General features: G+C 69.1%; 14 protein-coding genes. 7 read left to right on the forward strand and 7 right to left on the reverse strand.

Annotated elements, in window-relative coordinates:
• The first annotated feature begins 132 nt into the window (after positions 1–132).
• Both G3I17_RS02995 and G3I17_RS03000 read left to right on the forward strand, forming a co-directional pair.
• Positions 133–1,173, forward strand: a complete 1,041-nt coding sequence (locus tag G3I17_RS02995) for a BadF/BadG/BcrA/BcrD ATPase family protein (protein ID WP_164593649.1) — start codon at positions 133–135, stop codon at positions 1,171–1,173.
• 81 nt (positions 1,174–1,254) lie between these two features.
• Positions 1,255–2,079 carry an NADPH-dependent oxidoreductase gene (locus G3I17_RS03000; RefSeq protein ID WP_203589635.1) on the forward strand — a complete coding sequence of 275 codons (825 nt, stop codon included), beginning with the start codon at positions 1,255–1,257 and terminating at the stop codon, positions 2,077–2,079.
• Positions 2,080–2,082: 3 nt separating this feature from the next.
• Here G3I17_RS03000 and G3I17_RS03005 read toward each other — a convergent pair whose 3' ends face one another.
• The 4 genes from G3I17_RS03005 to G3I17_RS03020 form a co-directional block, all read right to left on the reverse strand.
• Positions 2,083–3,165 (reverse strand): acyl-CoA dehydrogenase family protein, encoded by a 1,083-nt coding sequence (locus G3I17_RS03005; protein ID WP_164593651.1) that lies wholly within the window; start codon positions 3,163–3,165, stop codon positions 2,083–2,085.
• Positions 3,166–3,181: 16 nt separating this feature from the next.
• On the reverse strand, positions 3,182–4,087 hold the full coding sequence (locus G3I17_RS03010) for a carbamate kinase (RefSeq protein ID WP_164593653.1): 906 nt from the start codon (positions 4,085–4,087) through the stop codon (positions 3,182–3,184).
• 65 nt (positions 4,088–4,152) lie between these two features.
• Complete coding sequence (locus G3I17_RS03015; protein ID WP_164593655.1) at positions 4,153–5,916, reverse strand: GAF domain-containing protein; 1,764 nt, start codon at positions 5,914–5,916, stop codon at positions 4,153–4,155.
• Positions 5,917–5,953: 37 nt separating this feature from the next.
• Complete coding sequence (locus G3I17_RS03020; RefSeq protein WP_164593657.1) at positions 5,954–6,406, reverse strand: pyridoxamine 5'-phosphate oxidase family protein; 453 nt, start codon at positions 6,404–6,406, stop codon at positions 5,954–5,956.
• 186 nt (positions 6,407–6,592) lie between these two features.
• Here G3I17_RS03020 and G3I17_RS03025 point away from each other — a divergent pair, with 186 nt between their 5' ends.
• Positions 6,593–6,820, forward strand: a complete 228-nt coding sequence (locus G3I17_RS03025; RefSeq protein WP_164593659.1) for a hypothetical protein — start codon at positions 6,593–6,595, stop codon at positions 6,818–6,820.
• A 298-nt stretch (positions 6,821–7,118) separates the two neighbouring features.
• On the opposite strand, the gene G3I17_RS41970 is transcribed toward G3I17_RS03025, so the two are convergent.
• A complete protein-coding gene (locus G3I17_RS41970) occupies positions 7,119–8,396 on the reverse strand; it encodes a S8/S53 family peptidase (protein ID WP_164593661.1) in 1,278 nt (425 codons plus the stop codon).
• A gap of 92 nt (positions 8,397–8,488) precedes the next feature.
• Between G3I17_RS41970 and G3I17_RS03035 the strand changes: the two genes are divergently transcribed.
• From G3I17_RS03035 to G3I17_RS03045, 3 genes are all read left to right on the forward strand, one after another.
• On the forward strand, positions 8,489–11,068 hold the full coding sequence (locus tag G3I17_RS03035) for a CHAT domain-containing tetratricopeptide repeat protein (RefSeq protein WP_164593663.1): 2,580 nt from the start codon (positions 8,489–8,491) through the stop codon (positions 11,066–11,068).
• Between the two features lie 77 nt (positions 11,069–11,145).
• The gene (locus G3I17_RS03040) at positions 11,146–11,790 is read left to right on the forward strand and encodes a sigma-70 family RNA polymerase sigma factor (RefSeq protein ID WP_164593665.1); all 645 of its coding nucleotides are present in this window, start codon (positions 11,146–11,148) and stop codon (positions 11,788–11,790) included.
• On the forward strand, positions 11,765–12,226 hold the full coding sequence (locus G3I17_RS03045) for a hypothetical protein (RefSeq protein WP_203589636.1): 462 nt from the start codon (positions 11,765–11,767) through the stop codon (positions 12,224–12,226). The genes G3I17_RS03040 and G3I17_RS03045 overlap by 26 nt, the downstream gene beginning before the upstream one ends.
• A gap of 12 nt (positions 12,227–12,238) precedes the next feature.
• Here G3I17_RS03045 and G3I17_RS03050 read toward each other — a convergent pair whose 3' ends face one another.
• A complete protein-coding gene (locus tag G3I17_RS03050) occupies positions 12,239–13,576 on the reverse strand; it encodes a PLP-dependent aminotransferase family protein (protein WP_164593669.1) in 1,338 nt (445 codons plus the stop codon).
• 82 nt (positions 13,577–13,658) lie between these two features.
• Between G3I17_RS03050 and G3I17_RS03055 the strand changes: the two genes are divergently transcribed.
• Entirely contained in the window at positions 13,659–14,294 is a 636-nt protein-coding gene (locus G3I17_RS03055; RefSeq protein ID WP_164593671.1) for a DJ-1/PfpI family protein, read from the forward strand.
• On the opposite strand, the gene G3I17_RS03060 is transcribed toward G3I17_RS03055, so the two are convergent.
• A complete protein-coding gene (locus G3I17_RS03060; protein ID WP_164593673.1) occupies positions 14,284–15,153 on the reverse strand; it encodes an ABC transporter substrate-binding protein in 870 nt (289 codons plus the stop codon). The two genes, G3I17_RS03055 and G3I17_RS03060, sit on opposite strands and share 11 nt — an antisense overlap.
• Between the last annotated feature and the right edge of the window lie 85 nt (positions 15,154–15,238).

Genomic DNA, 15,238 nt, shown 5'->3' on the forward strand with positions numbered 1-15,238 from the left:
AGCGGGATAGCTTTACTTGGCGTTATCCCGGGCGAGGTTCTGGGGTGAAATGCACCCAGCCGGTGCGGGCCTCTGTGGTGGCTCGGAGTCCGGTCGTCAGGCGCCAGGGCTCGCGGCCCGAGGCGGGGTCGCATGCTCGTGAGCGGCGGAGCGATTGTGTCCGAATCCCCTTTACTTTCGAGTGATCCAGGCGTTTTCCTGGGAGTTGACGGCGGGGGTACGAAGACCGCGTTCGCCCTGGTGAGCAGTGCTGGTGAGTTGCTCGCCAGCGCGCTGGCGCCCAGTTCCTACTACCTCGGGCAGAGCATCGACCTGGTCGAGGAGGTGCTGCGCGAGGGCGTCGACTCCGTCTGCGGCTCGGCAGGGGTTCCGCCTGAGCAGCTTGCCTACGCTTTCGTCGCGCTCCCCGGTTATGGCGAGGTCAGCGGCGACGTCGAGACGCTGAACGCGATCCCCGGTCGCGTTCTCGGCCATCAGCGCTACAGCTGCGACAACGACATGGTCGCCGGCTGGGCCGGATCGCTGGGTGCCGTCGACGGGGTCAACGTCATCGGCGGTACCGGGTCTATGGCGTACGGCGAGAACAACGGCCGCGGGCTGCGGGTCGGTGGCTGGGGGGAACTGTTCGACGACGAGGGGTCGGCGTACTGGATCGCGATCCGCGGGCTGAGCGCCTTCGCGAAGATGTCCGACGGCAGGCTGTCTCCAGGCCCGCTGCGCGAACACCTGATCGCGCACCTGCAGCTCGCCGCGGAGCTGGATCTGGTCGACGTCGTCCTGAATCGCTGGCAGGGCGATCGAGCCAAGATCGCGTCCTTGGCGCGACTGGTCTCCGCGGCTGCGGCGGACGGCGACGACACCTGTACTGCGATCCTCCGCGAGGCCGGGCAGGCCTTGGCCGGCTTGGTGATGTCCACGGTCGACCAGCTCGACTACGCCCCTGGTCAGGTAGTACCCGTGTCCTGGTCGGGCGGTGTCTTCACCAGCGACGAGGTTCGTACTACGTTCGAGAAGCAACTCGCCGATGCCCCGGTCGAGTTGCGCGATCCCATGCTCCCTCCGGTGGTCGGTGCTGCCTTGTATGCAGCTCGTTTGGCAGGCAGCCCGTTGAACGCCGAGACCGTCGCCAAGCTGCGCACCGCCACCGTCGCCCAAAGTGCTAGTGATGAGTGACCTCGCATCCACGGCGACAGCCTTGGCCCGCATCGCGGACATTGTCGAGTGGAGCGGTGGACATCGACGAGAATCGGTGGCGTGACCATATCCCCCGAGGCGTCGTATCGGCTGCGCTACGGAGCCGGGGCGTCGTTCGACGTACCGGCTCAGTGGAGCGAGGTGCTCGAGCAGCAGTTGGCTCATCGGTCGGTGCGCAGTTATCGCCCGGACGCCGTTTCCGATCAGACGTTGGCCGCGCTGATCGCGGCGGCGCAGTCGGCGCCGACGTCGGGGAATCTTCAGTTGTGGAGTGTGGTCGCCGTTCGGGACGACGAGCGGCGGGCCCGGCTTGCGCAGCTTGCCGGTGATCAGCAGTTCATCGTCGAGGCTCCGGTACTGCTGGTCTGGCTGGCCGATCTCGCGCGGGCGCGTCAGGTGACCACGGCGCTCGGCTCGGCGACCGCCGAGGGCGCCGACTTCGTCGAGGCTGCGTTGCTGTCCTTCATCGACGTCGCTCTCGCGGCCCAGAACGCTTCGCTGGCTGCCGAATCGCTCGGTCTGGGCACGGTGTTCGTCGGAGCCATTCGCAACCGTCCGCTCGAGGTTGCTGCCGAGCTCGGCCTGCCCCCGAACGTCTTCCCGGTCTTCGGTCTCACGGTCGGCCATCCCGATCGCCTCGATGAGACCGCCGTCAAACCACGGCTGCCGCAACAGGCGGTGCTGCACCACGAGCAGTACTCCCTGGAGCCGCAGGCGGCGCACGTCGAGGCATACGAGGAACTCCTCAACGCCTTCTACGCAACGGCCGGCCTTCCCAGCAGTTGGGTGAACCGAGTGGCCCATCGCTTCGGCAGCATCGCCGGCCTGAAAGGCCGCGAGCACCTCCGCACCGCCCTCAACACCCAGGGCTTCGAACTCCGCTGACGCTCAGGTAGCCAGGCTCCGCAGCTGGGCTTCACGGACGCCGGGGGTTTGGCCTTGGACCAGAAGGAAGAGGGCTGAGCGGGCGTGGAGCTGTGCGGTGTCGTCGTCGACCAGACCTCGGCCGGCACGGGAGATCAGCAGCGCGCGAGTGAGGGTGCCGAGGGCCTCGCCGATGGCGACCTTGAGGACGACCCTTTCCTCGACACGCAGTGGGGCTCCGGGGCCTGCCGCTGCGACTTCGTCGGTCAGTGAGTAGGCCTGCTGGCGGATCTGGGCGATCCGAGGCGCCCAGACCTCGGCCACCTTCTGCGCTGCTGGATGTGGGGAGGCGCGAAGCTCGTCGAGAACGGTCGCGGCCAGTCCGAAGTGATGTGCCCGGGCGTCGGCCGCGCCGGCGACATCTGCCGTTCGCCAGGCGTCGAGATCCTGTACGGCGATGACGTGGCTCTCCGGCACTTTCACGCCGGTCAGCGTGACGCGCTCGGTACGGCTGCCGGTTGCGGCGCTGAGCCGGAGCGGAGTACCGACGGCACCCGCGCCGATGGGGAGTAGCGCGTAGACCACGCGTGGCCGGCCGGGATCGCCGTTGTCGACCCCGGCGACGCCGATCCACTGGTTGAGGCCCCAGCCGCTGACCCACGAGATGGTGCCTTCGAAGACCCAGCCGTCGCCGGTACGCCGGGCCGCGATGTACCGGTCGGGATAGCGCCGTACGTCGCTGAGTGCCACCCCGAGGAGCGCCTCGCCGCGGAGCACACGACCGGCCAGCTCCGGATCGAAGCTGGACCCCGGTTGCTCGACGGCCTGCCGGATCCGGGCCACCTGTGGCGCATGCTGCGCCCAGACCAGCCAGGTGTTGTAGCAGCCCGCGGCGATCAGTTCGTGCAGGCGACGATCGGCGGCACGATCGAGATCGGCACCGCCGTACTCCGCCGGCGCGAGATGGTTGAGGGCTCCCATCCTGGCCAGGTCGCGCACGGTCTGCTCGCTTACGCCGGTCCGGTCGGTCTCCAGGGCGCGGGGCCGGAGTACGTCGGTCGCATACTCCTCGATCCGCGCGACCAAAGGGTCGATCGTCCCCGTCATCTCTCGTCCTCCGGGCCTAGCTTCGGGAGAGTTGGGTGCCGGCGCTGCCTGCCAGTACCGCGGTGGTGTCGTCCAGCGAGCCGATCGCGGCTCTGCCAGGGGTTTCGGTGACGAACTGGCGGGCGGCGGCGACCTTCGGGCCCATGGAGCCAGGTGGGAAGGCGAGGTCGTCGAGGTCGGCGATGGTGATGTCGTGAAGTGGCCGCTCGGACGCGGTGCCGTAGTCGACGTAGACCGCTGGTACGTCGGTGAGCATGACGAGGAGGTCGGCCTTGAGCTGGGTCGCGATCAGGGCGGCGACGTAGTCCTTGTCGACGACCGCCTCGACGCCGGTCAGGCCGTGGGGTCCTTCGATGACGGGCACGCCGCCTCCGCCGGCGAGGATCACGGTCGTCTGGTTCTGCAGGAGGATCTCGGCGGCGTCGAGCTCGACGATCCGTTGGGGTCTGGGGGACGCGACCACTCTTCGCCAGCTGTTGCCGTCGCGGCGGATGCTCCAGTTGTTCCGCTTGGCGAGCTGGTGGGCCTTGTCCTCGGCGTACCCGGTGCCGATGAACTTGGTCGGGCTGTTGAAACCGGGGTCGTCGGCGGCCACCACGGTCTGGCTGACGAGGGCGACGATCGGGTGCACCAGGCCGGCGTTGGCGAGGGCTTGCTGGAGCCAGTAGCCGATCATGCCCTGGGTCTCGGCGACCAGGTCGCTGAGTGGGTACGAGCGGGACAGGCTCGGGTCGGCGATGCTTTCGAGGGCGAGCAGACCGACCTGCGGACCGTTGCCGTGGACAAGTACCAGCTCGTGTTCGGCGGCGATCTTGGCCAGCGCGGGTGCCGCTGAGACGAGATGCGCGAGCTGGATGGCGGCATCGGGCTTCTCGCCGCGACGCAGGAGGGCGTTGCCGCCGAGTGCGATGACTATGCGCATGGTTTCAGCTTCCCACGGTGGCGGTCGTCGAGCGCTGTCCCTGGCTGTGTTGAGCCGGACCCTGATCAGCTGGGGTGCACGTTGAGGGGCGCGCGTAACTCCAGCACGGTGCCATGCGGCTGGTTGGACTCCAGCCGTACGGCACCACCCAGCGAGGCGGCTCGTTCCTCCAGGTTGCGCAGACCACTGCGCCGGTCCGAGCCGCTGATGCCAATGCCGTCGTCGGAGATCCGGGCTGTGACCTCCGTGCCGGTCACAGTGATCTCGATCCTGACGGCACCGGCCTGAGCGTGCCGGACCACATTCGACAGCGACTCGCGCACCGCGGCGACGATCTGCGGCCGCACCGACGCTGGGACGGCCGTGTCGATCGGCCCTGTGCAGAGCAACTCGGGCCGGAAACCCAACGGATCGGAGTACTCGCGGACAAGCGCTTGGAGGTCGGCGCGCAGCGAAGGCTTGCCGGGCTGGCTCTGCAACTCGAAGATCGCGGCGCGCAGATCGCGGATGGTGGCATCGATGTCCTCCACCGCCTTGGTGATGCGTTCCTGTACCTCCGGCTGGACCATCCGGTGCATGCCCTGCAGTTGCAGGCCGGTGGCGAACAGCCGCTGGATCACCAGGTCGTGCAGATCCCTGGCGATCCGGTCACGATCCTCCAGTACTGCGAGGACCGATCGGTTCTGCTGAGCTTGCGCCCGGTCGAGCGCCAGCGTCGCCTGGCTGGCGAACATCCGGACCAGATCGGTCCCGGCCGTCACGCCGAGAATGGCCCCGCGCGCGGCGGCCACCATCAGGATTCCGCCCGTACTGCCCTCGCTGCGCGGCAGCGGGACGAAGATGGTCCGGCCGAGCTCGCCGAGTTCGGGGAAGTCCGCCAGCCGGCCGGTCTCCTTCGCGAGCGTGCAGAGGTCTTCCACCACCACCTGGTCCTCCCCGCCCAGGACGTCGCCGAGGATCGGCCGGTCGGCCGGAATCCGGCGGCCCAGATAGCTCTGGAAGGCCGGCGGTCCGTCGAGAACCTGAATCACCAGGTCGCCGTGTTCGAGCAGGAAGACCGCGCCGAGCACGGATCCGGAGACCTCGCGGGCCCGGGCGGCGATCAGCTGGAGCGCCTGCTGCGAATCGAACTCGCCGAGCATGAACTGGGTGATCTCGGCCGTGATCTCGTACCAGCGACGGCGGCGCTCGGTGTCGGCGTACAGCCGGGCGTTGTCGATCACCACGCCGGCCGCGGCCGCGAGCGCGGTCACGGCGCGCTCGTCGTCCGCGGTGAATTCGGCGCCGCCCGCCTTCTCGGTCAGGTAGAGGTTCCCGAAGGCGTGTTCGCGGGTCCGGATCGGTACGCCGAGGAAGCTGCTCATCGGCGGGTGGTTGGCGGGAAACCCGAAGGAGCGCGGGTGTTCGGCCAGGTCGGTGAGTCGCAGCGGGGTCGGGTGGTCGATCAGCAGGCCGAGGATGCCGTGACCTTCGGGGTACGGGCCGATGGCGGCGATCTCGTCGGCGGTGACGCCGTGGGTGATGAAGCGGACGAGGCGCTTGCCGTCGTGACCGACCACGCCCAACGCGCCGTACCGGGCTCCGGCCAGTTCGCAGGCGGCGGTGACGATCCGGTCCAGCGTGCTGGTGAGGTCGAGGTCGGCGCCGATGCCGACGACGGCGTCGAGGAGGGCCCGGAGGCGTTCCTGGGAGTCGATGATGTCGTCGACGCGGCCGAGGAGTTCCTGCAGCAGGGCGTCGAGACGGACTCGGGACAGACCGGTGAATTCGAGGGTTCCTTCGTCCCAGGTAGTGCGATTCTTGTCTTCTTTCCCGCCGGTACCGGCCATGCGGCCCACCGTACGGAATACCGGCCCGATTAGATACCTACGGTGACCGGTGCTCTGGTCGCTCGCCCCAGGCGACCAGGCGGCGGCCTTCGAGTACTTCGATGGCCAGCCGGATGAGATGGCGCTCGCGGTTGGGGGCCCAGGGTCGTACCGGCAGGACGCTTTGGATGACAGCCGCCTCCTCCGGGTCGATCAGGGAGAGGCGGCCGGTGGCGGTCACGGTCCAGCCCAGGTGTCGTTCGTGGTCGACGTCGTCCACCTCGAAGGCGACCACGTCGGCGCGCTGCGCGGCGCGGTACTTGTCACCGTCCGAGGTGGCGAAGATGACCGCGCGATCGTCGAGGACGAAGTTCACCAGCCGGACGGCGGGAAGGCCTCCGCGGGTGAAGACCAGCCGGCCGAACGGTACTGAGGAAATGAGCTTCAGGGATTCCTGCTCGGCCAGGATCTGCAGACCGGTGTGGTCGAAGCGCCGCGGCGGGGTAGTCATCTGGGCCCTTCTGGGAGATGGTGACGGCAGGGCCTCCGGTTGCCCTGCCGATGAGTCCATCGAACGTCAGGAGCACCGGATCAGCCCAGGGCCGGAGGCCCCGAATCGACGGGACCTTCAGCGGGTGAGGTCTCGGATCAGACTCGGGATACGCGGATAGCCGGAGATAGGCGCATACTTGTGTTGATGGAGCCCTCCCGCGCGACGACGCGTCGTCACCTGTCCACGAGTCCCTTCAAGCCCCGGGTGCCCGCCCCGATCAAGACGTTCGAGGTCGGCGACCGGGTGTCCCACGACAAGGAGGGCCTGGGCCGGATCAACGCGGTCGAGGGCACTCACGCAGTCGTGGTCGACCTCGGCGACGGCAAGCTGCTGCGAGTCTTGTCCCCGTTCGACAAACTGCACACGCTCTGACCCGCCGACCGACGACGCCGCCCTGACGTCGTACGGTCAGCAGCGCGTTACCCAGAGTTTCGAGCCAGCGATGGCCGGCGTCTCACCGACGCTGCTGAGGTGATGCCCCCTTGTCTCCTGCACGGAGATTCGAGCGCGGCGCGGAAAACATCGGACCGGACTTGTATCACCGGCGGATCTTGTGACTCCGACCTGTCGAGAGCCGATGGGGTGGGGGATCGGTTCCAGCCCGGGGGGAGGGGCTGACGCGGTACGTGATGGTTCAGAGGGGGGACCACGTACCGCGTCAGCTTCCGGGTTAGCGCAGCGCGTCCTCCGGTCGCAGGATCGCGCCGACGCCGGGGATCGACTGGGTCAGGCTGTAGGCGAGCAGCGAATCCGCGGCCTGCCGGGCGCTCTGGCCGGTGACGGACATCCTGGCGGCGATCAGCCCGGCGACCAGCGGCGTCGCGAACGACGTACCGCTCCAGGACGCCATCCCGTCGAAGGTACGGATCGTTCCCGTGTTCGGTCGTTCGGTGCACTCGTAGTCGCCGGTGAGAAACGCGTTGACGAGGTTCTCGCCGGGTGCGTACACATCGACCCAGGTGCCGAAGTTGCTGAACGACGCGCGGCTCTCCCCATCAGCTGCGAGGGCTCCGACCGAGACCACCTCCGGTGACGCCGCGGGCCAGAAGTACTCCCGATCGCCGTCGTTCCCGGCCGCCGCGACGAGCACCAGGCCGTTGACGCGGTTCAGCCTGGTCTGGATGAAGACGTCGAGGCCGACCGACGGGATGCCGAAGCGGGTCTTGGTACCGGCCGAGAGGCTGATGATGTCGGGTGACTCGGCCAGCGCCTCGGTCAGCTTCTCGGCCAGGTCGATCTCCCACATCGCGCCGGCCCGGTCGAAGTAGCTCTTCACGACCACCTCGGTCTTGGGCGCGATCAGCCGCAGCACACCGGCGATGAAGGTGCCATGACCGGCGTACGGCCGGATCAGCCCGGTGCCCGGGTCGAACGCCACCTCGGGGTCGCCGGTGACGCCGTCCAGCCAGGAGGCGTGTGGCGCGTCCGTCCAGCCGACGTCGATCACGACCACCTTGACGCCGTTGCCATCGGCGTGGCCGTCACCCTTCGGCGCCGGGTCGATCCCCGCCGGGACCTCCTCGGGTTCCGTTGCAGGGCAGGGACTGACGCTGGGGGACACGAAGAAGAGATGCACCGGGGTCACGACGCCGACGCCGAGCCGCAGGTCGGCGTACCGGAGGAAGCGCTGGGTGTCGGTGCGGGCCCGTGGCGCCTCCTCAGGGACTTTGGCGGGAAGGTCGAGCTGGGTCACGCCGCTGATCCCGCCGTCGTGCGCCGTACCGCCGCCGAAGAGCCGGATCACGCGCGGAAGATCCTCGTCCCGGACCACCACCGAGCCGGCCCGGTACAGATAGTCGACCCCTGCGGTGCGCCACTCCCGCGGCTCGATCTCGAGCTCCTTGCCGAACGCCTTGATCAGCAGGTCGACCTGGTCGACGAACTTCCAGCTGGCATCGTTGCCTTTCGGGTCCTCTTGCGGGTTGTCGTCCGGATTTTTGTCTGTCACGTGTTTCCTCCCCTGATGCCGCCGGAACACCCGGCAGGCCAGTTAGCATTTCACTCTGCCGACTACCGAGGGGGTATGTCGAGGTGGCGACGGTGCCGGAGCAGTTGTTGACGCTGGCTTTGGCGCGCCCGCACGAGGCGATCGCCGGGGCCCAGCGGCTGCTCGCGACCGATCCACCGGTGCTCGACGCGTCTATCGCCCGGCAGGCGAGTGGTATCGGCCTGCGCCAGCTGGGCGACATCGGCGGGGCGATCCGGGAGCTTCGGCTTTCGCTGCGGCTGGCCGAGCAGTCCGGGAGCGGGCAGCGTGAGCTCGACGCGCTGGCCACGCTCGGCGCGACCCTGGGACGCGCCGGCCAGGGCAAGCAGGGGCTTGCGTGCCTCGACCGCGCTGTCGCCGGTAGTACAGGGGCCTTCGCCGGCCGGGTGCTGATCCGGCGCGCTGACGTGCTGCTCGTGCTCGGGCGGCACCAGGAGGCGCTGGAGGACCTTCGCAACGCGGTGAGCCGGCTCCGGCGGGCCGGTGACCAGGTCTGGGAGGCGCGGTCGCGGAACTACCGCGGCTTCGTCTACCTCACGCTGGGCCGGACGCGTCAGGCCGACGCGGACTTCGCCGTCGCCGAGCGCCTGTACGCCGCGAGCAGTCAAGCGTTCGAGTCGGCCGAGGTCGGTCAGAACAGGGGACTGGTCGCGTTCGCTCGGGGAGATCTGCCACTGGCGCTCGAGTATCTCGGCACCGCGGGGCAGCGGTTCGAGGCATTGGGTGTCGTCTGGCCGGAGCTGGCGATCGACCGCTGCGGGGTGCTCCTCGCGGCCGGGCTGATCGGCGAGGCGCGGGACGAGGCCGATCGAGCGGTAGCCCAGATGGACAAGGACGGCGGTCAGCCGACGAAGCGGGCCGAGTTGCTGTTCGCGGCCGCGACGGTGGCGCTGGTCTCGGCGGACCCGGTGACCGCGCGCGAACGTGCCGAGGAGGCGCGCCGGCTGTTCTCCGCCCAGCGCCGGCCGTGGTGGTCCGCCAGGGCGACGATGGTTCAGCTCGAGGCGCGTCATCAGGCCGGTGGCCAGGGCCCACAGCTACTGCGTCGCGTGATCGAGACGGCGGCCCGGCTCGATCAGCTGGGGGCTGCGGAAGCCCCCGCCGCTCATCTGCTCGCCGGACGGATCGCTCTCGCCGAAGGGCGTCGGGTGACAGCGGATCGCGAGCTGGAGCGAGCCTCGCAGTACCGCCGGGGAGCCCCGCCGCTCGCCCGTGCGCTGGCGTTGCTCGGCAAGGCGCTCCGGTCAGAGGCCCGTGGGGATGTCAGCGGGATGCTCGCCGCGTGCGCCCGCGGCCTCGACGTACTGGATGAGCACCGCCTGATGATGGGCGCGACGGAGCTGCGAGCCAGGGCCACCGCACATGGTGCTGAGTTGGCCAGTTTGGCGTTGCGTGACGCCGTACGCCGCAACGACCCGAGGCGACTCCTGTTGTCTAGCGAGCGATGGCGGGCGACCGCCCTGGCTGCTGAACCGGTGCGCACTCTCGGAGACAGCGAGTTGGTTGCCGATCTGGCCGCATTGCGGGAGGTCGTCCGGCGGTCGGAGCGCCTACCCCTCGATACCCCCGCCGGGCAGGCGCTTGAGCGCGACCGGCGGCGGCTCGAACATGCCGTCCGGTCGCGGACCCTGGAGGCGCCGGGCGGTTCGTCGAGCGCCGGCGAGCGGTTCGACCTCGATCAACTGCGTGCAGAGCAACGAGAAACGACCTTGGTCGAGATGGTCGAGGTCGACGACATCTTGCACGCGATCGTGGTCCGCGATGGGCGGATCAGGTTGCATACGGTCGGTCCGCTGTCGGCAGCGTCGTTCGAGGTCGAGCGCGCTCGGTTCCGCCTCCGCTGGCTGGCGCGAGGCCGTCCGCCGACGGGGCCGGGGCTGGACGTCATCGGCGATCGGCTGTCGGCGGCAGTGCTCGGCGACGCCGCGACGGATCTCGGTGACGGGCCAGTGGTGATCGTTCCACCTGGCCGTCTGCAGGCGCTGCCCTGGCATCTGCTGCCACCGCTGGCCGATCGGGTGGTGAGCGTGGCGCCGTCGGCGGCGATGTGGATGCGGGCGCGCCGGCTTCGGCCACCACCCGAGCGGAAGGTGGCGCTGGTCCTCGGGCCGGGTCTCACCTCGGGGTACTCCGAAATACCATCGCTGGTCGAGCGGTACCCGGAGGCGACTGTGCTCGGCGGGGGAGCGGCGACCGCGGACGCCGTACTCCGCGCACTGGATGGTGCCTGGCTCGCGCACATCGCGGCGCACGGGACGTTCCGGTCGGACAGTCCGCTGTTCTCGTCACTCCAGCTGGATGACGGGCCGCTCACCGTGTACGACCTCGAGCGGCTCCGGCAGGCGCCGTACCAGCTGGTCTTGTCCAGTTGCGACTCCGGACTCGCGCAGCCGGTCGGCGCGGACGAGTTGCTCGGCCTCACCAGCAGCCTGATGCCGCTCGGTGCGGCCGGCATTCTGGCGAGCGTGGTGCCGGTGAACGACCGGGCCGCTGTCCCGTTGATGACGGCGGTGCATGACCGGCTTTCCGCCGGAGGTTCACTCGCCGAAGCGCTGGCTGCGGCTCAGGCCGGCGCGGGCGATGATCCGGTGGCGGTCGCCACCGCGGCTTCCTTTGTTGTGCTGGGAATGTGAGGCGGAGATGTATCAACAGGTGCCTTCGAGGCTCCGTTCGTGTAAAGCTCTCTCGCTGCGTACGGAGGGGGCACGGTATGCGCGATGACCCGGCCGTGATCCGGTTGGTGGAGGGGGCCCGGAGTGGTGACAAGGGGGCTTGGGACGAGTTGGTGGAGCGGTACGCGCCGCTGGTCTGGTCCGTCAGCCGGCGGTTCCGGTTGTCGGCCGAAGACGTCGCCGACGTCGGTCAGACCGTGTGGTTGCGGCTGATCGAGCGTCTTCCCGAGCTGCGGGAGCCGGCAGCGTTGCCCGGGTGGATCGTGACGACCACCCAGCACGAGTGCTTGCGCCTGGTACGGATCGGACGGCGTACCGAGGCGACTGATCCCGCGGAGGTCTCGCCGGATCTGTCGGACCAGGCGCGGGCGGTCGACGAGGAACTGCTGGCCGATGAACGGCGCGAAACCGTGCGGGCCGCATTCGTTCAGTTGGCGCCTCGCTGCCAGTCGTTGTTGTCGATGCTGGTGAGCGACCCGCCGGCGGCCTACTCGGAGATCAGCCAGAAGCTACACATGCCGATCGGAAGTATCGGGCCCAACCGGGCTCGTTGTCTGGAGCGGCTGCGCAGTGCACCGGCTCTAGCCAGCCTGATAGCCGAACCCAAATTACGCAGCAGGAACAGCAAAGCCGTCAAGGCGAAAGGGGGTGAGCAGCATGACCGACCAGTGGTGGAACGATGACGATGAACTGCTCGAAGTACTGCAGGAGGCGATGGCCACTGAGCGGGAGCTGCCGCGCGACTTCGTCGAGGCCGGCAAGGCGGCCTACGCCTGGCGCACGATCGACGCCGAGCTGGCCGCGCTCACCTACGACTCTGCCTGGCAGACCGAGGAGCTCAGCCTCACCCGGACGGAGAGCGCGGAGCTCCGGACCCTGACCTTCGCCGCTGAGGGCCTGACCATCGAGCTGGAGCTCACCCCGCACGAGGTGCTCGGTCAGCTCAGCCCGCCCCAGCCCGGAACCGTCAGACTGGCCTCCGACATCGACGCCGTCGGCGCCCTGCCGATCGACGACCTCGGCTTCTTCATCGTCCGCCCCGTCCCACGCCACCCGTTCCGCGTCATCTGCGAAACCGCCACCGGCACCACCGTCCTGACCGGCTGGATCTCGCCGTAGCCCAGCGGGCAGTCAGCGGAATGGATCGTGGTCGACCTCCTCTCGTACTGCGGGCAGTGCGTTGCGCAGATCTGGGATTCCGACCGATCCGAGTGCGAGGCGGAGGGCGTGCGGCACTGTGGATGTCGTCGCGAAGGGCTCGGCGGTGGAGACCGCGATGCGCCGGTCGGCCAGCGCCGCGGCGATCCGGTCGGGACGCGCGTCCTGCGGCAAGGGCAGCCAGACGAAGTACGAGGACGGGTGCCCGACACCACCCAACCCGGCCAGTACCTCCGACGCGATGGATTGCCGTAGCCGGGCGTCGTCTCGCTTCTGCTCCTCGAGGCGATCGACGGTCCCGTCGGTCAGCCACCGGCAGGCGAGGGCCGTCGTCAGCCCGGGGGTGTGCCAGGTGGTTGCCCGGATGATGCGCTCGAGGGCCGGTACGAGTGCCGCGGGGGCCGCGATGAAGCCGATCCGCAAACCGGGCGCGACGCTTTTCGACAGCCCGGACACGTAGACGGTGAGGTCGGGCGCGAGCGTCGCCAACGGCGGTGGCGCGTCCTCGACGAGGTACGCGTACGAGGCGTCCTCGATGATCGAAACGCCGTACCGGTGGGCGATGGAGACCAGCTGGGCGCGCTGGGAGTGATCGAGCACCCAGCCGAGCGGGTTGTGCAGAGTCGGCATCGCATAGACGGCGCGGACCCGGCGTCGCCGGCACAACTGTTCGAGGGCCTTCAGATCGGGCCCGATCTCGGTCACCGGCAAGGGCGCCGGTTCCAGCCCTAGCGTGCGTGCGAGCACGACGAACCCGGGATAGGTCAGCGCGTCCACCGCGACGACGTCGCCGGGCTGGAACAAGGCCATCGCCGTTACCGCGAGACCCTGCTGGGCGCCGTTGACGATCAGGATCTGTTCGCGGCCGACGTCGAGTCCCCGCCGGTGCAGGTGACGAGCGACCGCGTCCCGGTCCTGGTCGCGGCCGCGAGGTGGTTGGTAGCGCAGCAGCGCATCGAGGTCGCCGCCGGCAGCCAGGTCCCGCAAAGCCTGGCGCAGTAGCTCGGCCTGGCCTGGGACTGCGGGGTAGTTGAAGCTCAGATCGAGAGCGTCGACCGCCACCGACCGTTGATCGAACTCCTCGCCGGCCGCAGCAGCGAGGTCGCGCACGAACGTGCCCCGGCCCTGCTCGGAGCTGACCAGGCCCATCCCTTCCAGCTCGGCGTACACCCGGGAAGCGGTCACCACCGCGATCCCTTCGTCGGCCGCCAGTTTGCGATGGGTGGGCAAGCGGTGGCCGGCCGGCCACCGGCCGTCGCGGAGCTGCGCCGCCAGCGAATCGACCACGCCCTTGTACTTCGGCACTCTCACCGCCGAATTGTATCCATGACAATTTGTGGATCGTCATGGATCAACGCTCCTACCGTGGGCCGTAGACCGAAAAGGAGCCCTGGTGCACATCGCGATCCTGACCTTCGACGGCTACAACGAACTCGACTCCCTGATCGCCCTCGGCATCCTCAACCGGGTCAGCGAACCCGGCTGGCGGGTGTCGATCGCCGGGCCGGCGCCGCGGCTGCGTTCGATGAACGGCGTCACCATCGACGCAACGATCGACCTCGACGAAGCCTGCGAGGCCGACGCCGTCATCGTCGGCAGTGGTCGGCAGACCCGCGAAGTCGTCGAGGACCCCGCCATCATGGCTTCCCTGCGCCGCCTCGATCCCAACCGGCAACTGCTGGCCGCGCAGTGCTCCGGCGCCCTCGTGCTGGCCAAACTCGGGCATCTGACGGACATACCGGCTTGTACCGACCTCGTGTCCAAGCCGTGGGTCGTGGCCGCCGGCGTGGAGGTCCTCAACCAGCCGTTCTTCGCCCGCGGCAACCTCGCCACCGCCGGCGGCTGCCTGGCGTCGACGTACCTCGCCACTTGGACCATCGCCCGCCTCCACAGCCTCGACGCCGCCAAGAGCGCCATGCACTACGTCGCCCCCGTCGGCGAGAAGGACGAGTACGTCGCCCGGGCACTGCTCAACGTCACGCCCTACCTGGACCCGTCCCCGACCAAACTCGAGACCCTCAAGGTTTGAGTGCGGTGATCGCAGTGGTCAGGGTGTCGACGGATGCGGCGGTGGTCTCGAAGGTCAGGGGTGGCTCGGGGTTCCAGGGCAGCACCTGACCGGCGCGTACGGCGGGGATCTCGGCCCAGGCGGGGATGGTGGCCAGTTGATCGTCGCCGAGCGAGTTGGGGCGTTGGTCGTAGAGCAGGATGTCTGCGGGATGGCTGCTGGTGAGGTTGGTCCACTTCACCACTTCCCAGCCACCCTTCGCGGTGGTCGGCGTGAAGGGCAGGCCGGCCTCGGCCAGCAGACGCAGGCCGGGCCAGTACGCCGGGTTGGCGACGTACGCGTCGGTCGGCGTGCCGCCGGACAGTGCCGTCACCCGCACCGCGGGTTGTTCGTTCACAGCGGCGGTCAGCCGGGCGAGCGCCGACGTCAGGGCTGTCTCGTCATCCGGTACGGCCGACGCGTCGGTCAAAGCTCCCGCCAGCTGATGAAAGCGCCCGATGATCGCCTCGAGAGCCGGCTCCCCGGCGATGCGGATAAGCAGGACCGGCGCGATGCCGGCGAGCTCGGCCGCGACGGTTTCGGAGAGGCCGTACACCTCGCCGGCATAGCTGACCCCGACGAGAAGATCAGGCTGCAGCGTCCTGATCAGGTCGTGGTCGACAGCGTCGCCGGAGCCGACGGATGGCACATCCAGGCCCGCCAACGCGGGCTGGGCGCCGGCGTCGGCGTGGTGCTGGGAGCCGAAGTAACCCACGACGGGCACCCCGAGACGTACCAGCGTCTGCGCGGCCTGGGCGTAGGCCAGCACCCGGGCCGGTCGATTCGCCACCTCGACGTGGTGTCCAAGATCATCCTCGAACGACCAGTTGCCAGCCGCCATGCTGTCCCCCTTCTTCCCGCAGAGCCGAAGTGCTCACCCCTGCGCGCCGAATTCACCCATCATGTCCGGCACCATCATCGCCCCC

The organism is Streptomyces sp. SID13031 (assembly GCF_010548305.1).
GTDB lineage: Bacteria > Actinomycetota > Actinomycetes > Propionibacteriales > Kribbellaceae > Kribbella.

What these genes read in the sequence shown, in the direction of transcription:
- G3I17_RS03005 (WP_164593651.1), bottom strand. Translation starts at nt 3,165, where the DNA reads ATGACGGGGACGATCGACCCTTTGGTCGCGCGGATCGAGGAGTATGCG.
- G3I17_RS03040 (WP_164593665.1), top strand. Translation starts at nt 11,146, where the DNA reads ATGCGCGATGACCCGGCCGTGATCCGGTTGGTGGAGGGGGCCCGGAGT.
- G3I17_RS03010 (WP_164593653.1), bottom strand. Translation starts at nt 4,087, where the DNA reads ATGCGCATAGTCATCGCACTCGGCGGCAACGCCCTCCTGCGTCGCGGC.
- G3I17_RS02995 (WP_164593649.1), top strand. Translation starts at nt 133, where the DNA reads ATGCTCGTGAGCGGCGGAGCGATTGTGTCCGAATCCCCTTTACTTTCG.
- G3I17_RS03045 (WP_203589636.1), top strand. Translation starts at nt 11,765, where the DNA reads ATGACCGACCAGTGGTGGAACGATGACGATGAACTGCTCGAAGTACTG.
- G3I17_RS03015 (WP_164593655.1), bottom strand. Translation starts at nt 5,916, where the DNA reads ATGGCCGGTACCGGCGGGAAAGAAGACAAGAATCGCACTACCTGGGAC.
- G3I17_RS03020 (WP_164593657.1), bottom strand. Translation starts at nt 6,406, where the DNA reads ATGACTACCCCGCCGCGGCGCTTCGACCACACCGGTCTGCAGATCCTG.
- G3I17_RS03060 (WP_164593673.1), bottom strand. Translation starts at nt 15,153, where the DNA reads ATGGCGGCTGGCAACTGGTCGTTCGAGGATGATCTTGGACACCACGTC.
- G3I17_RS03025 (WP_164593659.1), top strand. Translation starts at nt 6,593, where the DNA reads ATGGAGCCCTCCCGCGCGACGACGCGTCGTCACCTGTCCACGAGTCCC.